The sequence below is a fragment of the Bacteroides sp. ET489 genome, assembly GCF_030518095.1.
Classification (GTDB): domain Bacteria; phylum Bacteroidota; class Bacteroidia; order Bacteroidales; family Bacteroidaceae; genus Bacteroides; species Bacteroides ndongoniae.
In genome coordinates, this window is sequence record NZ_JAULLJ010000023.1 from 1 (window position 1) to 19,200 (window position 19,200).

The window sequence follows — 19,200 nt, forward strand, 5'->3', positions numbered from 1 at the left end:
ACATAAAACGATCGAAGAAGAGACGGGCCACCACTCCCATGTTCATACGCAGGTTTACCTCCACACAAGGAAAAACACGATATTCACCATTCTCCTCATCCCCCACCCTGCAAATCATCATATCTACTCCCAAGAAGCCTTTGTATGCCCAACCATAACAACTGGTAAGTTCTTGCTGTAGACAGATACATATCTGCTGCCAGGCCGCCAAAGGAAGAAAATGCAGAATCTGTTGTTCGATTGCCTCATTGGACAACAGCCTATTCCCCGAATAAGCACCTCGTTCATCTGTATCGAACAGTGAATAACCGATAAAGGCCACATTTCCCTGCCCGTCGGACTGATATTCCAACGCAAAGTCCAATACCTTATTATATATAGGAAACCCTGTCAGAAATCCCTGCTCACGAATAATGCGTGCACACCGGCTGGACATCACCTCCGTAAAACCACTGCGACACCACAGCAATCCCTTTCCACTGCCCGACCAAGGAGTCTTGAACACACAACTACCCAGCCTGCGGGCGTAATCGCTACACGCCTGTACATCCAACAGAACCACACCACTACCACAACAAAAAGGCAATCCTGCCAAGGCTTGCAGAATACGCAATGCTACATCGCGTCCCGCTAAAGCCCGCAACCGGTTCAGACTTTCCACCGTCGGCAATGCGTCTTCGCACACTCCAGCTTTCAGTAAAGAACGGCGCAAAGAAACATTCCATCCCCAGGGATATAAGCTTGCAGGTGAAACTTCCGGCAACTGATTCCATACTACCAGCATCACATCCAACGGGAAATATTGTCGCATCTGCCCGGCAAAATCATATTCTGCCTCTTCCGACATCAGCACACCGCTTCCCGGTGCGGCATACCACAAAGGTAGCCAAGCCAAATCCGCAGTCATACGACGTACGGAAGCCGGAGCAATGTAATGTCCGCCGTTGTCTGCAAGCGCCATGTCGGCATCGGGATTGAAAAGATAGAGTTCCATATACACCTGTTTCTGCTGTTTCCGGGAGGAAAGATAAGAATTAATTTCCAATATTTTGCTATCTCCACTTTGCAAATCTATAAAAAAGCTATATCTTTGTCGCCTGATAAATATGGAATATAAAGCATGGAAGCATTTTATCGTACGCACGCTTATCTGGTAGAACATACCAACGCCCCTGTCCGCCGCGACCTGATGGACGAGATCGACTGGAACGACCGTCTCATCGGTATCAAAGGCACACGTGGCGTAGGCAAAACAACTTTCCTGCTGCAATATGCCAAAGAAAAATTCGGCACCGACCGTTCCTGCCTGTTCATCAACATGAACAACTTCTACTTCTCGGGACATAGCTTGGTCGATTTTGCCTACGAGTTTCAACGTCGTGGGGGAAAAGTGCTGTTGATTGACCAGGTGTTCAAACACCCCGACTGGAGTCAGGAACTGCGAATGTGCTACGACCGCTTCCCCAACCTGAAAATAGTATTTACCGGTTCGTCAGTCATGCGACTGAAAGAAGAGAACCTTGAACTGCGCGATGTGGTAAAAAGCTACAACCTGCGCGGATTCTCCTTCCGCGAATTCCTGAACCTGCAGACAGGAATGAAATTCCATGCTTATACGCTGGAGGAAATCCTGAGCAGCCACGAGCAGATAGCCAAAGGCATCTTATCGAAAGTACGCCCGCTGGATTATTTTCAGGACTATATCCACCACGGATTCTACCCTTTCTTCCTTGAAAAACGCAACTTCTCGGAGAATCTGTTGAAGACCATGAACATGATGGTGGAAGTAGACATCCTGCTTATCAAACAAATCGAGCTGAAATATCTTTCTAAAATAAAAAAATTATTATATTTGCTGGCTGTAGACGGGCCGAAAGCTCCGAACGTCAGCCAACTGGCAAACGACATACAGACATCGCGTGCCACGGTGATGAATTACATCAAATATCTGGCAGATGCGCGCCTTATCAACATGGTCTATCCGAAAGGAGAAGAATTCCCCAAAAAGCCATCGAAGATAATGATGCACAACCCCAACCTGATGTACTCCATCTATCCGGTGAAAGTAGAAGAACAGGACGTTCTCGACACCTTCTTTGTAAACACCATGTGGAAAGACCACAAGGTGAACAAAGGCGATAAGAACGTCTCGTTTATGGTAGACGAGGTCATGCCGTTCAAGATATGCCCGGAAGGTATGAAGATTAAGAACAACCCCGGTATCACCTACGCCCTGCACAAAGCAGAGATAGGACGGAATAACCAGATACCGCTTTGGCTATTCGGATTCTTATACTAAGAAGTATATAGGCCAGAAAAACAAATACTTCCAAACAGAAGAAAAAACGATTTTTTACTTTATAAAATTCATTTAGTTATGACTAAACAGAAAAAATTCATCACTTGTGATGGTAACGAAGCCGCTGCACACATCTCGTACATGTTCTCCGAGGTAGCAGCCATCTACCCCATCACCCCGTCATCTACGATGGCTGAACACGTAGACGAATGGGCTGCCGCAGGTCGTAAAAACATCTTCGGCGAAACAGTATTGGTACAGGAAATGCAGTCGGAAGCCGGTGCTGCCGGTGCCGTACACGGCTCACTGCAGGCAGGTGCGCTGACTACCACCTACACTGCTTCTCAGGGTCTGTTGCTGATGATCCCCAATATGTACAAGATTGCCGGTGAAAACTTGCCCTGCGTATTCCACGTATCTGCACGTACACTGGCCAGCCACGCTCTGTGTATCTTCGGCGACCATCAGGATGTAATGTCTTGCCGCCAGACAGGATTCGCCATGCTGGCTGAAGGTTCTGTACAGGAAGTGATGGACCTCGCCGGTGTTGCTCACCTGTCTACACTGAAGGCACGCGTTCCGTTCATCAACTTCTTCGACGGTTTCCGTACATCACACGAAATCCAGAAGATCGAGAAGCTGGACAACGAAGACCTCGCTCCGCTGATCGATCAGGAAGCTTTGGCTGAATTCCGTAGCCGCGCTATGAATCCTATGACTCCGGTAGCACGTGGTATGGCTGAAAACCCCGACCACTTCTTCCAACACCGTGAATCATGCAACAGCTTCTATGATGCTGTTCCCGCTATCGTAGAAGACTACATGAAGAAGATCAGCGAAATCACTGGCCGTAACTACGGTCTGTTCGACTACTACGGTGATCCTGAGGCAGAACGCGTTATCATCGCTATGGGTTCGGTAACCGAAGCTATCCGCGAAGTAATCGACTATCTGCGCGCCAAAGGCGAGAAAGTAGGTTTGGTAGCTGTTCACCTCTACCGTCCGTTCTCTGCCAAACACTTCCTGGCTGCAGTGCCTAAGACAGCTAAACGCATTGCCGTACTCGACCGTACAAAGGAACCGGGTGCCAACGGCGAACCGCTTTATATGGATGTTAAAGACTGCTTCTACGGACAGGAAAATGCTCCGCTTATCGTTGGCGGACGTTACGGTCTGGGTTCGAAAGATACCACTCCGGCACAAATCTTTGCCGTTTACGACAACCTGTCATTGCCGACTCCGAAGAACCACTTCACTATCGGTATCGTAGACGACGTTACCTTCACTTCTCTGCCTCAGGAAGCTGAAATCGCAGTAGGTGGCGAAGGCATGTTCGAAGCTAAGTTCTACGGTCTGGGTGCCGACGGTACAGTAGGTGCCAACAAGAACTCAGTGAAGATTATCGGTGACAATACCGACAAGCACTGTCAGGCATACTTCTCTTACGACTCTAAGAAGTCAGGCGGTTTCACTTGCTCTCACCTGCGTTTCGGTGACACTCCTATCCGCTCTACTTACTTGGTTAATACACCTAACTTCGTAGCTTGCCACGTACAGGCTTACCTGCACATGTACGACGTAACCCGCGGTCTGCGCAAGAACGGTTCGTTCCTGCTCAACACCATCTGGGAAGGTGAAGAACTGGCAAAGAACCTGCCGAACAAGGTGAAGAAATATTTCGCACAGAACAACATCACCGTTTACTACATCAACGCAACTCAGATTGCACAGGAAATCGGTTTGGGCAACCGTACCAACACTATCCTGCAGTCTGCATTCTTCCGCATCACAGGCGTTATCCCCGTTGACCTGGCTGTAGAACAGATGAAGAAGTTCATCGTGAAGTCTTATGGCAAGAAGGGTGAAGACGTTGTGAACAAGAACTATGCTGCCGTTGACCGTGGTGGCGAATACAAGCAGCTGACCATCGATCCGGCATGGGCTAACCTGGCCGACGACGAAAAGGCTGCCAACAACGATCCTGCTTTCATCAACGAAGTAGTTCGTCCTATCAATGCTCAGGACGGCGACTTGCTGCCGGTATCTGCATTCAAGGGTATCGAAGACGGTACTTGGGAACAAGGTACTGCCAAGTACGAAAAACGCGGTGTTGCCGCATTCGTTCCTGCATGGAATGCCGAAAACTGTATCCAGTGTAACAAGTGTGCTTACGTTTGTCCTCACGCTGCCATCCGTCCGTTCATCCTCGATGCTGAAGAGCAGAAGGGTGCTAACTTCACTCAGCTGAAAGCTGTTGGTAAGGTATTCGACGACATGACATTCCGCATGCAGGTTGACGTACTCGACTGTCTGGGTTGCGGTAACTGTGTTGACGTATGTCCGGGCAATCCGAAGAAGGGTGGCAAAGCCTTGTCAATGGTTCACTTGGAAAGCCAGATGGCCGAAGCCGACAACTGGACTTACTGCGTAGAAAACGTGAAGACCAAACAACACCTGGTAGACATCAAGGCCAACGTGAAGAACTCTCAGTTCGCTACTCCGTTGTTCGAGTTCTCAGGCGCTTGCTCGGGTTGCGGCGAAACTCCGTACGTGAAACTGATTTCTCAGCTCTTCGGCGACCGCGAAATGGTAGCCAACGCTACAGGATGTTCTTCTATCTACTCTGGTTCTGTTCCTTCTACTCCTTACACCAAGAACGAGAAGGGTCACGGTCCGGCATGGGCTAACTCTCTGTTCGAAGACTTCTGCGAATTCGGTCTGGGTATGGAACTGGCCAACGAAAAGATGCGTGCCCGCATTGCCAAACTGATGCAGGAAGGCATCGAAAACGAAGCTACTCCGGCTGAGTACAAAGCTATCTTCCAGGAATGGTTGGACAACGCTTTGGATGCTGACAAGACGAAAGACATCTACGAACGCATCGTTCCGATGTTGGAAGCTGCTAAAGACAAATGTCCGGTTTGCGCAGGTATCTACAACCTGAAACAATACATCGTAAAACGCAGCCAGTGGATTATCGGTGGCGACGGTGCTTCTTACGATATCGGTTACGGTGGTCTCGACCACGTTATCGCCAGCGGTAAGGACGTTAACATCCTCGTACTCGATACAGAGGTTTACTCTAACACGGGTGGTCAGTCTTCTAAGGCTACTCCGGTAGGTGCTATTGCCAAGTTTGCTGCAGCCGGTAAGCGCGTACGTAAGAAAGACCTCGGTCTGATGGCTACTACTTACGGTTACGTTTACGTAGCACAGATCGCTATGGGTGCCGATCAGGCTCAGACTCTGAAGGCTCTGCGCGAAGCTGAAGCATATCCCGGTCCGTCACTCATCATCGCTTACGCTCCGTGTATCAACCACGGTCTGAAAGCCGGTATGGGTAAGAGCCAGGCTGAGGAAGAAAAAGCTGTTAAGTGCGGTTACTGGCACTTGTGGCGTTACAACCCGGCTTTGGAAGCTGAAGGCAAGAACCCGTTCACGCTGGATAGCAAAGAGCCCGAATGGGAAGGCTTCAAAGACTTCCTGAAGGGTGAGGTTCGTTACGCATCGGTAATGAAGCAATATCCTGCAGAAGCTGACCAACTCTTCCAGGCAGCCGAGGACAACGCTAAGTGGCGTTACAACAGCTACAAGCGTCTGGCCCGCGAAAACTGGGGAGCTGAAGTAGCCGAATAAGCCAAATGCTCAGAAAAAGGAAGAAGGGGACCAGACGTGTCCCACTTCTTTCTGATAATATAGACAATCCCCTGTAAGGCACAACGACCTTGCAGGGGATTGCTATATAATAGAAGTCACACCAGCAAAATATCCATTATCTGTGCACTAACTGGTGCACTATTTTCTCCCTGCCGCAGCCTCTGTCCCACATCACTTTAAAAATGATAGGATCTGTACCGGGGAATTCAGTCCTATTCTAATTGGGCAATAACGCGCTATGAATAAAGGACATCCAACTCCATTCCACAGCGATAACCCTCGTCGTACAACTCCTTGAGTTTGTTCACGTCACGCTCAATGCGGTCCACCTGCACTGGCTGTTGCGGACGGATAACGACTGCCTTACCCTCCGTTTCCAACTGTTCGGCCAATGCCAACTGCTCGTTGTAAACCACACTGCGGCGATTGATGGCCTGACGCAACAACGGATATTTCCTATATATAAAAGAAGGGACACGCGTACCCTGGATCTTCTTGCGATACCCATAGTTACGGGTAAGCACCACCACAGCCTTCGTACACCCGTCGGCCAGTGCATGTGCCAGCGGGATGCTGTCCACGATGCCGCCATCAAGCATCGGAATGCCGTCCACCCACGTAATAGGACAGACAAAAGGCAAACTGCTCGAAGCCCGGGCAATGTCCACTACCCTCTCCTTACTGTGCTTCTCCTCCAAATAGCAGGCCTCACCCGTCAGGCAATTGGTTGTCACCATGACGTAGCGGGCCGGATTGTCGAAATATGCCTGATAATCATAAGGAACGATGTGTTCGGGAAATTCGTGGAACAACAGGTCAAAGTCCATGATATTGTGCTTGGTCCACAAATACTTCAGGCCGATATAATGATATTTCTCCAGCATTTCGATGTTGCTGAATCTGGCCCTTCCACGTTGTCCCGACATATAGGAAAGCCCGTTACAGGCTCCTGCACTGACTCCGATGACATACGGGAAACGGATGCCCCGATCCATAAAGCTGTCGAGCACACCGCAGGTAAACACCCCTCGCATGCCTCCACCTTCAAGTACCAGACCGGTATGAGGGTCTATTTGTATGGTTGTTTTCATATCTTCTATCGAATTAACGGTCAAAGATAGCTTTTGTTAGTGATATTCTCACTATATTTGCCACCGGTAACAGAAAATTCCAACTAAATTAATCATGATGAAAAAAACTATCCTCATTGCCGCACTGGCTCTCGTGGCCTTCGACATGTCGGCCAAGAAGAAGACCGAACCCAAAGAAGAGGGTTTCGTGTTCACCACAGTGAAAGAAAATCCCATCACCAGTATCAAGAACCAGAACCGTTCGAGCACATGCTGGAGCTTCTCCAGCCTCGGATTCCTCGAAAGCGAACTGTTGCGTTTGGGCAAAGGTACGTACGACCTGTCTGAAATGTTCGTGGTTCACCATACGATGGTTGACCGTGCCGTCAACTACGTACGCTATCACGGCGATGCTTCCTTCTCGCCGGGCGGAAGCTTTTACGACATCATGTACTGCATGAAGAATTACGGCCTTGTACCTCAGGAAGCCATGCCGGGCATCATGTATGGCGACTCGCTGCCCGTACACAACGAACTCGACGCCGTAGCCGGCGCCTACGTACAAGCCATCGGCAAAGGCAAGTTCAGCAAGCTGACTCCGGTCTGGAAGAATGGCATCAGCGCCATTTACGATACTTACTTAGGCAAATGCCCCGAAACGTTTACTTATCAGGGCAAGCAATACACTCCGAAGAGCTTTGCCGAAAGTTTAGGCATCAATCCGGACGACTATGTATCGTTGACGTCATATACACACCATCCGTTCTACACGCAGTTTGCCATCGAAATCCAGGACAACTGGCGCAACGGCCTGTCCTACAACCTGCCGATTGACGAACTGATGGCCGTTATGGACAACGCCATCCGCACAGGATACACCTTTGCCTGGGGTAGCGACGTCAGCGAACAAGGCTTTACCCGCGACGGTATTGCCGTAATGCCCGACGCTGCACGCGGCGCCGAACTGACCGGTTCGGACATGGCACGCTGGACAGGCATGACAGCTGCCGACAAGCGCAAGGAACTGACCAGCAAACCGCTGCCCGAGGTCAACGTCACTCAGGAAATGCGCCAGATTGCTTTCGACAACTGGGAAACGACCGACGACCACGGCATGGTGATCTACGGCATTGCCAAGGACCAGAACGGAAAAGAGTACTTCATGGTGAAGAACTCCTGGGGACTGAGCGGCAAGTACAAAGGCATCTGGTATGCATCGAAAGCTTTCGTGGCATACAAGACGATGAACATCCTGGTACACAAGGATGCTATACCTGCCGAAATCAAAGCCAAACTGGGAATCAAGTAATCCCCTGAACCAATCTCATAATCAAAAAGGAGAGCCGTCAACGAGCTCTCCTTTTTTTATTTCTGAAGCCGGAAGTATAAACGAAAGATAAATAAACACATCTTTAATCATTATTAATCAAAACATAAGCAGTAAAAACGGGAGTTATTTGTTTCTATAATCAGAAGCGGGAAGCCGAATGGGGCCTGCACCCACAAACCGCCCCATGGCCACCTCGCCGAAACTAAACAATGTATTGAACAATGAAAAGACTGACATTCATGCTGACGCTGTTCCTGCTTATGCTGACAGGAAGCGCAGCCGCACAAGAAGAAACCCGGGAACTGACCCGTGAAGAAAAGAAAGCCCTACAGGCCGAAATAGACAGTTTGCAATTTGCCGAAGCCGCACGCGCCCTCAACAACCGGGCCTTTACGCTGGAAGCAGACAAAGTAGTCTTCAAATACGGACAAACAGCCTATGTGACTTCCAACACCAACTTCGTATCCGTCAAGGACAACCATGCCGTCGTACAAGTAGCCTTCAACATTCCCGTTAGCGGACCTAACGGACTGGGAGGCGTCACCGTAGAAGGCAGCTTCTCGGATTATGACCTGAAGACAGACAAAAAGGGCAACATGATGCTTACCCTCAACGTGGTCGGTGCCGGCATCTCTGCACGGGTCGATATCACCCTCTACAACGGCAACAACAAGGCTACGGTAAACATCACCCCCAACTTCAACTCCAACCGCATGACACTGAGCGGCGTCATCGTCCCGCTGGAAAAAAGCAGCATATTCAAAGGCCGCTCCCTCTGATACGGAAAGAGACAAAACAAACACATCCGGGAAAGCCTGACCGTACAGCGCTTTCCTTCATTTTAATAAACCAAACCAGAAAATTATGAAAAAGATTTTGTTATTGGCATGCATGGCATTTGCCATCATGTCGTGCGAAAAAGATCCGGACATGAATCAACTGGACAGTGATATGGTGGTCTATACCGACTATGACAATGAAGCCGACTTCGGCAAGTTTCAAACTTACTTCCTGCCCGACAGTATTCTCGAAGCCGGGACCTACCGTGCCACCTACTGGAAAGACGAGAACGCCCAAAAGCTGATTAAAGCCGTCGAAAACGCCATGAACAGCCGTGGATATCAACGCATCACCGATCCCGAACAGAAAGACGAGGCCGACTTGGGCGTACAGCTGTCGTACATCGAACAGACCACCCACGTCGTAAGCGGCGGTTACTGGAACGGATGGTGGGACTACGGCTACTGGGGTCCCTGGTGGGGAGGCTGGTACTACCCCTACACCGTGAGCTACAGCTACGACACCAACACACTGGTGATGGAAATGATAGACTTGTCGGACAATGGCACCGAGAATGCCAAACTGCCCGTCATCTGGTACGCCAACGCTTCGGGCTACCAGTACAACTCCTGGTACAACATCCAGCTGATGACCGATGCCATCGGACAGGCTTTCGAACAGTCACCCTATATCCAATCCAACAAATAAGAAACGGAGGTAAACAATGAAAACATATATCACAACTCTGATGAAAACCCTGACGCTGGCTTCCTGCCTTATCCTGGGCATCAACCAGCAAGCCAACGCACAATGCAACCCCGAACGTAGGGCGCACCTCATTGTAGACTGGCAGATGAACGCCCCGCTGAACACCGACTTTGCCGATAAGATAAGCGGCTGGGGAATGAACTTCGAAGGCTTGTACGACATCACACCCCGACTTTCGGCGGGTGCCTTCGTATCGTTTCACACCAATCACCAATACGTCGGCCGACAGACACTGCAACTTTCGCCAACCGAAAGCCTTACGACCGACCAGCAACGGTCGGCCTTCCAGTTGCCTTTCGGAGCCGCCATCAACTACGCACTCTGCACACACTCGCAAGTCTGCCCCTATGTAGGCGCCAAGCTGGGAGCCATGTTTGCCCGCAACACTACCTACTTCGGCACACGCGGCCTCTACGACAAGGCATGGGGCTTCTATGCCTCGCCCGAAGTCGGCCTGAAAATCTATCCCACGAAGCAGAAGAACTGGGGATTCCACCTGGCCGGCTACTACAGCTATGCCACCAACCGTACGGCCACACTAACCGGCGACATCGAAGGTCAGAACAACGCAGGATTCCGCCTCGGTATCATCTTCTGACCATCCGTCCTACTGTTTTAAACCAGTAATAGATTCCTTTAAAGCAATGCCCGCACTTCCCCTATTGACGAGGAAGGCGGGCATTTTGCATATCCAAAGCCAGTACCGCCTTGCCCATACTACCACCATACGTAGCACTTACGCGTGGCCTTTCTATGTCCTTCCCCTTACCTTCGTTTCATCTCGCGCCGCGAGATATACATCCCGCGTGCTGAAATGTGCATCCCGCGCGCCGGGATATACATCCCGGCAGCCAAGACGTAAGCCAAACGCCGGAAATATACCAAGCAGAGTACTACAAGAAACCAAAGAAATTGCTCAGTTCCATCTGCTTTGTGCATTTTCTGCTCCTATTTCTTGCCAAACCCGACACTTTCAGTAAATTTGCAAGCTGATAGCCAATTGCATATCCTGACAGGACAGGCCCCAAACCCTCCTGCCGGCATTGGCTCCGACAAAAGATAAATACTTATACTAATTATTTATTTAATATCATGAGTTTGAAAATCGTAGTATTGGCAAAACAAGTGCCCGACACACGCTGTGTGGGCAAGGATGCCATGAACGCCGACGGTACCATCAACCGTGCGGCCCTTCCGGCCATCTTCAATCCGGAAGACCTCAATGCGCTGGAGCAGGCGCTCCGCCTGAAAGACGCACACCCGGGATCGACCGTCACCATGCTCACCATGGGACCGGGACGTGCAGCCGAAATCATTCGTGAAGGACTTTACCGCGGTGCCGACGGCGGTTATCTGCTGACCGACCGCGCCTTTGCCGGTGCCGACACACTGGCCACATCGTATGCCCTGGCCACAGCCATCCGCAAAATCGGCGAGTATGACATCATCGTCGGCGGTCGTCAGGCCATCGACGGCGATACAGCACAGGTAGGCCCGCAAGTAGCCGAAAAGCTGGGCTTGCCACAAATAACGTATGTAGAAGAAATTGAGGAAGTGAAAGACGGACGCATCCGCGTGAAACGCCACATCGACGGCGGCGTGGAGACCGTAGAAGGTCCGCTGCCCATCGTGCTCACCGTAAACGGTAGCGCCGCTCCCTGCCGTCCGCGCAACGCCAAACTGGTACAAAAGTACAAACGTGCCATGGGTGGACAGGAGAAAGCAGCCCTGACAGCCACTCATTGCAACCCCAACGCCCTGCCCGAATTGCCCTACGCCTACCTGTACGAACAACGCCCCTACCTGAACATCACAGAGTGGAGCGTGGCCGACGTCAACGGCGACACCAAGCAATGCGGCCTCAGCGGCTCGCCCACCAAGGTGAAGAAGATCGAAAACATCGTCTTCCAGGCCAAAGAGAGCAAGACCCTGACCGGCAGCGACGCAGATGTAGAAAACCTGATTGTAGAACTGATTGCAAATCATACGATTGGGTAACTATGGATAATTTAAAATTCAATAAGACAACTTTTATAATGGCTCCCAAAATTCTTAGGACACCAGCGCCATTAATATCTGATAGTTTTGTTGGACTATACACAAAATTACCCAAAAGTTATTCTACTAATGAAATTTATCTCGCATATAAATTCAAAGATAAACAAGAACGTAAAAGAATTGATGACATATTATTCAATACACAATACTTCTTTAATAAAGTTATGAAATGCTCTAAAGGCATTAGTTATGACTTTTATATATTCCAAATAGGAAATTGTTTTGATAAAGATAGCGAAATTGAACAAATTAAAAGAGGTGGTACTTTGTTATTCACATTTGATGATTACTTCCCCATATTTTGTTTTTGGGATGGATATTTAAATAAAAATTTAGATTTTAATAACTTCCGAATTCCCAATTGTATTGAAACTTTTTACGAAGATGATGAATTTTAGCAATTGAACTATGAACAACGTATTTGTATATTGTGAGATGGACGGCTGCCATGTTGCCGACGTCAGTCTCGAACTTTTGACCAAAGGCCGCAAGCTGGCCAACGAGCTGGGCTGCCAACTGGAAGCCATCTGCGCCGGCACCGGCCTCGAAGGTGTGGAAAAACAAGTGTTGCCTTTCGGCGTGGACCGCGTACACGTGTTCGACGCTCCGGGCCTCTTCCCCTATACTTCCCTGCCCCACACTTCCATCCTCGTCAACCTGTTCAAGGAAGAGAAGCCTCAGATCTGCCTGATGGGTGCTACTGTCATCGGCCGTGACCTCGGCCCGCGTGTATCTTCAGCCCTGACCAGTGGACTGACCGCCGACTGTACACAGCTGGAAATCGGTAGCCACGAGGACAAGAAGCTTGGCAAGACTTACGAAAACCTGCTCTACCAGATCCGTCCTGCTTTCGGTGGTAATATCGTGGCCACCATCGTCAACCCCGAACACCGTCCGCAGATGGCTACCGTTCGCGAAGGCGTGATGAAGAAAGAAATCCTCGACGAGAACTATCAGGGCGAAGTGATCTGCCACGACGTGGCCAAGTACGTGCCCGAAACAGATTACGTAGTGAAAGTCATCGATCGCCACGTAGAAAAGGCAAAACACAACCTGAAGGGCGCTCCCATCGTAGTGGCCGGAGGATATGGCATGGGTTCGAAGGAAGGCTTCGACATGCTGTTCGAACTAGCCAAGGAACTCCACGCCGAAGTAGGTGCCAGCCGTGCCGCCGTCGACGCCGGCTTTGCCGACCACGACCGTCAGATTGGCCAGACCGGTGTTACGGTTCATCCCAAACTGTACATCGCCTGCGGTATCTCCGGCCAGATCCAGCACATCGCCGGCATGCAGGATGCGGGTATCATCATCTCCATCAACAACGACGAGAATGCCCCCATCAACTCCATCGCCGACTATGTCATCAATGGAACGGTGGAAGAGGTAATTCCTAAAATGATTAAGTATTATAAGAAGAACAGTAAGTAGTTTTTATTCAGAAGTTATAGAAGTTAATGAAGTTATAGAAGTTAAAGCCAATAGTTTTGCTATGACACAAAGTTTCAAGGATCTGATTGCTTGGCAAAAAGCGCATGAATTTGTACTATCAGTGTACAAGTTTACCAATACTTTCCCCAACCATGAACGCTTTGGATTAATGTCACAATTCCAACGTGCTGCGGTTTCCATTGCCGCAAACATTGCCGAAGGATATAAAAAGACTGGCAAATCAGATAAACTTCGATTAATGAATATTGCACAAGGCAGTTTAGAAGAGTGCAGATACTATATACTTCTTTCTAAAGACTTGAAATACATTACTGAAGAAATTAGTTTAATATTAACTGAAAGAATAGAGAATGTCAGTCGCTTACTGAATGCCTATTGCAAGGCTGTTCAAAGCAGTAAGTTTACCGATACGATAGAAGATTCATAAGCAAATCATTTGGCTTTAACTTCTACATGAACGAAGTGAATGGATAACTTCTTTAACTTCTCTAACTTCCTAAAAGTAAAAAGTTATGCCCAATTTTTATACTGAACATCCGGAACTCAAGTACCACTTGAACAACCCGTTGATGGAACGTATCTGCGAACTCAAGGAACGCGGATATAAAGACAAGGATGAGTACGACTACGCGCCGCAGGACTATGCCGACGCTATGGACTCATACGACAAAGTATTGGAAATCACCGGCGAGATTACCGGCGAAGTGATTGCCGCCAACGCAGAAGGCGTAGACGCAGAAGGGCCTCATTGTGCCAACGGCCGTGTGGAATATGCCAGCGGTACAAAGCAGAACCTCGACGCTATGGTGAAGGCTGGCCTGAACGGTATGACCATGCCGCGCCGCTACGGTGGTCTCAACTTCCCCATCACTCCCTACACCATGTGTGCGGAGATCGTGGCTCAGGCCGATGCCGGTTTCGGCAACATCTGGTCGTTGCAGGACTGTATCGAAACGCTGTACGAATTCGGTAACGAAGACCAGCACAGCCGTTTCATCCCCCGCATCTGCGCCGGCGAAACCATGTCTATGGACCTGACCGAGCCCGATGCCGGCTCCGACCTGCAGAGCGTCATGCTGAAAGCGACCTACGACGAAGCCAACCAGTGCTGGCGCCTGAATGGTGTGAAGCGATTCATCACCAACGGCGACGCTGACCTGCACCTCGTATTGGCCCGCTCCGAAGAAGGTACACACGACGGCCGCGGACTCTCCATGTTCATCTACGACAAGCGCGACGGCGGTGTAGACGTACGCCGCATCGAGAATAAGCTCGGTATCCATGGCTCACCCACTTGCGAATTGGTTTATAAGAATGCCAAGGCCGAACTTTGCGGTGACCGCAAGCTGGGTCTGATTAAATACGTAATGGCGCTGATGAATGGTGCCCGTCTGGGTATCGCCGCACAGTCTGTCGGCCTCAGCCAGGCAGCCTACAACGAAGGTCTGGCCTACGCCAAGGACCGCAAGCAGTTTGGCAAAGCCATCATCGAGTTCCCTGCCGTATACGACATGTTGTCTACCATGAAGGCCAAACTCGACGCTGGTCGCTCGCTGCTTTACCAAACTTCGCGTTATGTTGACATCTACAAAGCCCTGGATGACATCGCCCGCGAACGCAAGCTGACGCCCGAAGAACGTCAGGAGCAGAAGCGCTACGCCAAGATGGCCGATGCCTTTACACCGCTGGCCAAAGGTATGAACTCTGAATATGCCAACCAGAACGCTTACGACTGTATTCAGATTCACGGTGGTTCGGGCTTCATGATGGAATATGCTTGCCAACGCATCTACCGCGACGCACGTATCACCAGCATCTACGAAGGTACTACCCAGCTGCAAACGGTTGCTGCCATCCGCTACGTAACAAACGGTACTTATGCTTCTATCCTGCGCGAGTACGAACAAATCCCGTGCAGCGAAGCCATGCAACCGCTGATGGACCGCGTAAAGGAAATGACCAACAAACTGGAAGCTTGCACCAATGCCGTGAAGGAAGCCCAGAATCAGGAATTGCTCGACTTCACCGCACGCCGTCTCTACGAGATGGCTGCCGACTGCGTGATGTCGCAACTCATTATTCAGGATGCAACAAAGGCTCCCGAACTCTTCGCTCAGTCAGCACAAGTGTACGTCAACTACGCTGAAGCCGAAGTTGAGAAACACTTCAACTTCATCCGCAAGTTCAAGGCTGAAGAGCTGGAAAACTATCGCAAGTAATCCAGAAGGATCACAACATACTATATATAAGGAAGAGATTATTCCTGCCAAAGGGAATAGTCTCTTTCTTTTTTCTAACCACACAATTCACAAAAATAATAACCCAGAACTTACCTAATACTCCTTTAAAAAGCCGATATTTGCACCCAAATATTCAATCTGAAAAGAATAAATCCGATACAGAGCCATGAAAACCCATTATATCTTTCTCTCGGTCCTTCTCAGTATGCTGATGACAACCGGCTGTCAATGGACCTCCAAGCCGACGGCGCCCGAACTGACGTTCCACAACGAATGCCTTAGCCCCTTGCCCGCCCCGCCCCGCAATCAGGGACAGGCAGAAAGCTGCTGGGGATACTCTATGACCGCCCGTCTGGAAAATCTGCTGATGCAACGCGGCGATACAATTGCCCTTTCCCCCTGGTTCATCACACGGAAAGCCTACGAAGAAGCTGCCCTCCGCGCCTGGCAGGACAAGGCCCGCAAGGTTTCTATCCGTGGAATGGGACATACCTTTCTATCACTGGCCGGACGCTATGGCATCGTTCCACAAGACGAATATCCCTGCCGCCCGCATGCCCGACTGAAAGATATGAACAGCGAACTGGCCGACCTTCTGAAACAACATCGTAAAGACACGGACAACGGCAAACGCTTCCTGCAAGAAGTCAACACCGTACTCGACCGCTACATGGGTACACTGCCCAAACAAGTACGGACAGACAGTCTCTCCCTGTCGCCACTGGAATATTACCACCGACTGACCGCCGGCATGCCCGACGTAAAACGCCTGACCAGTTTCCAATACACACCCTATAACCAGGAATTGGAACTGGACTATCCCGACAACTACGAACGGAAAAACTTCATGAACCTGCCCCTCGACTCACTCTGCCGCATAGCCGAACAGACAGTGAAGAAAGGCGGCACCGTAGTATGGGAAGGCGACACAAGCAACAACGGCTTCTACTGGCGCGAAGGATTGGCCATCTGGCACGATGCACCCGTCAGTCCCGACGACCGCGAAAACAATTACCGCCGTGGCCATTTGGACGACAACCACACCTTGCTGCTTGTAGGATGGGCAACGGACAACGAAGGCCGTCCCTACTTCGTGGCACAGAACTCGTGGGGAACGAACAACCGCTATCACGGACTGATGTACATGAGCCTCGACTACTTCCGGATGTGGACTGTAGCTCTGTTCCTCTAGGTAATACTTCCATTCACACCAACAACACCTTAACATGAGAATCAAGAACTGCAAGCCTGCAATTATCCCCGTTTTGTTTCTGCTTCTGCTGACACAAGCCTGCAACTTGCGTCCACGCCCCGATGTAGAAGACATATTCGAACAAGCTACCGAAATGCAGAGAAACAAACGGCCGACCGAAGCAATGGCCCTGTACTACGAGGTACTGAGCCGGACAGACGATCCACACATCCAATCACGCAGTTATTATAACTTGGGAAGCATTTATTTGTGGGACAGAGTTTTCGATAAAGCCACCGATGCTTATACCCAGGCTTACCAACGGGATTCGCTATTGTGTGACACGTCGGACATGGTCAAGACATTGGAAGCCCTTGGCACCATACGACATATCTTAGGAGACAGCATCGGAAATATCCGCTTATATAACCGTGCTATCCACCTGGCCCGACTGATTAAGGACTCGGTCAACTTAGCCGAAATCTATCGTCTGCACGGCTGGCACTTTCTGGAGAAAAACAATTTCGACTCGGCTGCCTTTTATACCCGCCTCAGCATGGACTTCAGCCAAAAGCCGGCCAAACTCTATGCCACACTGGCCGAAATCCACCGACATCGGTTCGACGTAGATTCTGCCCGTTATTACTTCAACTTAGGCATCCATGCACCCGACACCAAGGATCGTATGACCAGTCTGATGCTGAGCGCCCAACTGGAACATCACCTGGGAAACGACTCGACAGCCTATAACCAACTACTGACCTATACCCTATCTGCCGACACTCTATACGCCCAACAAAAGACTCTCGAAATAGAAAAACTGGCCTACCAGCACGAAGCCGAACTGAAAATCCGTCAGGTAGAAGAGCGCCACCGGCTCTACATCGGTTTGGGCATACTTGCACTGACTGTGGCCGCAAGTGCTTTCCTCCTCGCCCTGCAAAACCAGCGGCGCAAGAAACGGGAAGAACAACTGAAGTACGAAGCTGCCCTACAAGGACTCAACGAAAAAATAGCTTCGCTGAAGGATAACCTGAACGCAAACGACCGCGAACGCGAAGCACTGCTGCAACACACCGAGGAACAGATTGCTCACCTGCGATCCGTGACCCTGAAACGCACTGCTATTGGCCGCCGCGTCATCCTGCTGGCCGAACAAGACAGCAAAGACAAGCGCAATGTTCGCGTACTGACCGAGAAGGAACAGACCGAATTGCGAAAAGCCGTAACCGACATCTACGCCGATGAAACCGCCCGCCTGAAAGAGCGCTATCCGCGCCTTACCGAAGGCGACCTGCTCTATCACTGCCTGGCATCGGCAGGCTTCGGAACGTTTGCCATTGCCCTCTGCTTTGGCAATACGGATACAGGCATCGTAGCCCAGCGCAAACGACGCATGAAACTACGCATGGAAGCAACCGGAAACGAAATGTCATGCGAGTAGTTCATAATATACTGAAATACAGCATTTAGCAAAATTATCATGTCATCCGTTTCTTTTCGTCTGCCATAGATTAGCCCGTAACTTTGCTGCATCATCAAAACCCAAAACAACATGCAGCAAAGACATCAAAACAGAGAACTCTACTTCCGCGAGCAGGTACAGACCTGCCGCCTTCACTACATTCCCTATGTGCAATCTTTTATCCGCATCACGTCCCAAACTCGTGTATTGGAAATAGGATGCGGCGAAGGTGGCAACCTTCTGCCTTTCGCACAAGCCGGTTGCCGGGTGACAGGCATCGACCTGGCTACCACGCGTATTGAAGAGGCACGTCGTTTCTTCTGTCAGGCCGAAGCAAAAGGTACTTTCCTCGCTGCCGACATCTTGCAATATGCACCAGTGACAAAAGAGACCTTCGACCTTATCCTGATGCACGACGTCATCGAGCACATTGCAGACAAAGGGCAGTTGCTCGCCGCTATCAAGCATCTCCTGTCGCCCGGCGGCCTCCTTTTCATCGCCTTTCCTGCCTGGCAGATGCCCTTCGGTGGCCACCAGCAGATTTGCCATCATACCCTGCTTGCCCACTTGCCCTTCATCCATCTGTTGCCACGAGTAGCCTATCGAGGACTGCTCCGTCTGGCTGGTGAACCCCAAGGTGGCATCAACGAACTGATGAACATCCGTCGTACACGTACTACCATCGAACAATTCGAGAAACTGGCCCGCCAGCACTACCGGATTGCCGACCGACAGCTGTGGTTCATCAATCCGCACTACGAAACCAAATTCCACCTGTACCCCCGCAAACTGTGGAAGCCGCTCAGCCGTTTTCCCATACTGTGCGGTTTCTTCTCCACCTCCTGCTGGTATCTGCTGAAATAAAAGGAAATACAGAAACGACATTACCCGG

16 protein-coding genes are annotated in these 19,200 nt (G+C 50.3%); 14 read left to right on the forward strand and 2 right to left on the reverse strand.

All coding sequences use genetic code 11. The annotated features are described in order from the left end of the window. A partial coding sequence (locus tag Q3C19_RS12375) for a hypothetical protein (RefSeq protein ID WP_302729671.1) occupies nt 1–994 on the reverse strand: 994 nt, incomplete at its 3' end. A 126-nt stretch (nt 995–1,120) separates the two neighbouring features. Between Q3C19_RS12375 and Q3C19_RS12380 the strand changes: the two genes are divergently transcribed. Together Q3C19_RS12380 and nifJ are read left to right on the forward strand one after the other, a co-directional pair. Continuing rightward, nucleotides 1,121–2,299 (forward strand): ATP-binding protein, encoded by a 1,179-nt coding sequence (locus Q3C19_RS12380; protein ID WP_022161790.1) that lies wholly within the window; start codon nt 1,121–1,123, stop codon nt 2,297–2,299. A 78-nt stretch (nt 2,300–2,377) separates the two neighbouring features. After that, nucleotides 2,378–5,935: a pyruvate:ferredoxin (flavodoxin) oxidoreductase gene (gene nifJ / locus Q3C19_RS12385; protein WP_302729673.1), complete on the forward strand. Its 3,558-nt coding sequence runs from the start codon at nt 2,378–2,380 to the stop codon at nt 5,933–5,935. Nucleotides 5,936–6,192: 257 nt separating this feature from the next. On the opposite strand, the gene Q3C19_RS12390 is transcribed toward nifJ, so the two are convergent. Next, nucleotides 6,193–7,047 (reverse strand): patatin family protein, encoded by an 855-nt coding sequence (locus Q3C19_RS12390; RefSeq protein WP_277120584.1) that lies wholly within the window; start codon nt 7,045–7,047, stop codon nt 6,193–6,195. A gap of 97 nt (nt 7,048–7,144) precedes the next feature. Between Q3C19_RS12390 and Q3C19_RS12395 the strand changes: the two genes are divergently transcribed. The 12 genes from Q3C19_RS12395 to Q3C19_RS12450 all read left to right on the forward strand — a co-directional run bounded on the left by Q3C19_RS12395 (nt 7,145) and on the right by Q3C19_RS12450 (nt 19,172). Next, nucleotides 7,145–8,335 (forward strand): aminopeptidase C, encoded by a 1,191-nt coding sequence (locus tag Q3C19_RS12395; RefSeq protein WP_277120610.1) that lies wholly within the window; start codon nt 7,145–7,147, stop codon nt 8,333–8,335. A gap of 242 nt (nt 8,336–8,577) precedes the next feature. Continuing rightward, nucleotides 8,578–9,135, forward strand: coding sequence for a DUF4251 domain-containing protein (locus Q3C19_RS12400; protein ID WP_277120585.1), 558 nt, complete (start codon nt 8,578–8,580; stop codon nt 9,133–9,135). An 85-nt stretch (nt 9,136–9,220) separates the two neighbouring features. Next, on the forward strand, nt 9,221–9,844 hold the full coding sequence (locus Q3C19_RS12405; protein WP_302729676.1) for a DUF4136 domain-containing protein: 624 nt from the start codon (nt 9,221–9,223) through the stop codon (nt 9,842–9,844). Between the two features lie 16 nt (nt 9,845–9,860). Then, nucleotides 9,861–10,502 carry an outer membrane beta-barrel protein gene (locus tag Q3C19_RS12410; protein WP_302729678.1) on the forward strand — a complete coding sequence of 214 codons (642 nt, stop codon included), beginning with the start codon at nt 9,861–9,863 and terminating at the stop codon, nt 10,500–10,502. Nucleotides 10,503–10,996: 494 nt separating this feature from the next. After that, nucleotides 10,997–11,902, forward strand: a complete 906-nt coding sequence (locus Q3C19_RS12415) for an electron transfer flavoprotein subunit beta/FixA family protein (protein WP_277120590.1) — start codon at nt 10,997–10,999, stop codon at nt 11,900–11,902. Between the two features lie 2 nt (nt 11,903–11,904). Beyond that, nucleotides 11,905–12,360 (forward strand): hypothetical protein, encoded by a 456-nt coding sequence (locus Q3C19_RS12420; RefSeq protein WP_071148997.1) that lies wholly within the window; start codon nt 11,905–11,907, stop codon nt 12,358–12,360. 10 nt (nt 12,361–12,370) lie between these two features. Then, nucleotides 12,371–13,390 (forward strand): electron transfer flavoprotein subunit alpha/FixB family protein, encoded by a 1,020-nt coding sequence (locus Q3C19_RS12425; protein ID WP_302729681.1) that lies wholly within the window; start codon nt 12,371–12,373, stop codon nt 13,388–13,390. A 61-nt stretch (nt 13,391–13,451) separates the two neighbouring features. Next, on the forward strand, nt 13,452–13,838 hold the full coding sequence (locus Q3C19_RS12430; RefSeq protein ID WP_302729683.1) for a four helix bundle protein: 387 nt from the start codon (nt 13,452–13,454) through the stop codon (nt 13,836–13,838). Nucleotides 13,839–13,923: 85 nt separating this feature from the next. Next, entirely contained in the window at nt 13,924–15,630 is a 1,707-nt protein-coding gene (locus Q3C19_RS12435; protein WP_302729685.1) for an acyl-CoA dehydrogenase family protein, read from the forward strand. Nucleotides 15,631–15,817: 187 nt separating this feature from the next. Further along, complete coding sequence (locus Q3C19_RS12440; RefSeq protein WP_302729687.1) at nt 15,818–16,843, forward strand: C1 family peptidase; 1,026 nt, start codon at nt 15,818–15,820, stop codon at nt 16,841–16,843. A gap of 34 nt (nt 16,844–16,877) precedes the next feature. Continuing rightward, nucleotides 16,878–18,287, forward strand: a complete 1,410-nt coding sequence (locus Q3C19_RS12445) for a hypothetical protein (protein ID WP_302729689.1) — start codon at nt 16,878–16,880, stop codon at nt 18,285–18,287. A 111-nt stretch (nt 18,288–18,398) separates the two neighbouring features. After that, nucleotides 18,399–19,172 carry a bifunctional 2-polyprenyl-6-hydroxyphenol methylase/3-demethylubiquinol 3-O-methyltransferase UbiG gene (locus Q3C19_RS12450; RefSeq protein WP_302729691.1) on the forward strand — a complete coding sequence of 258 codons (774 nt, stop codon included), beginning with the start codon at nt 18,399–18,401 and terminating at the stop codon, nt 19,170–19,172. Nucleotides 19,173–19,200: the final 28 nt, after the last annotated feature.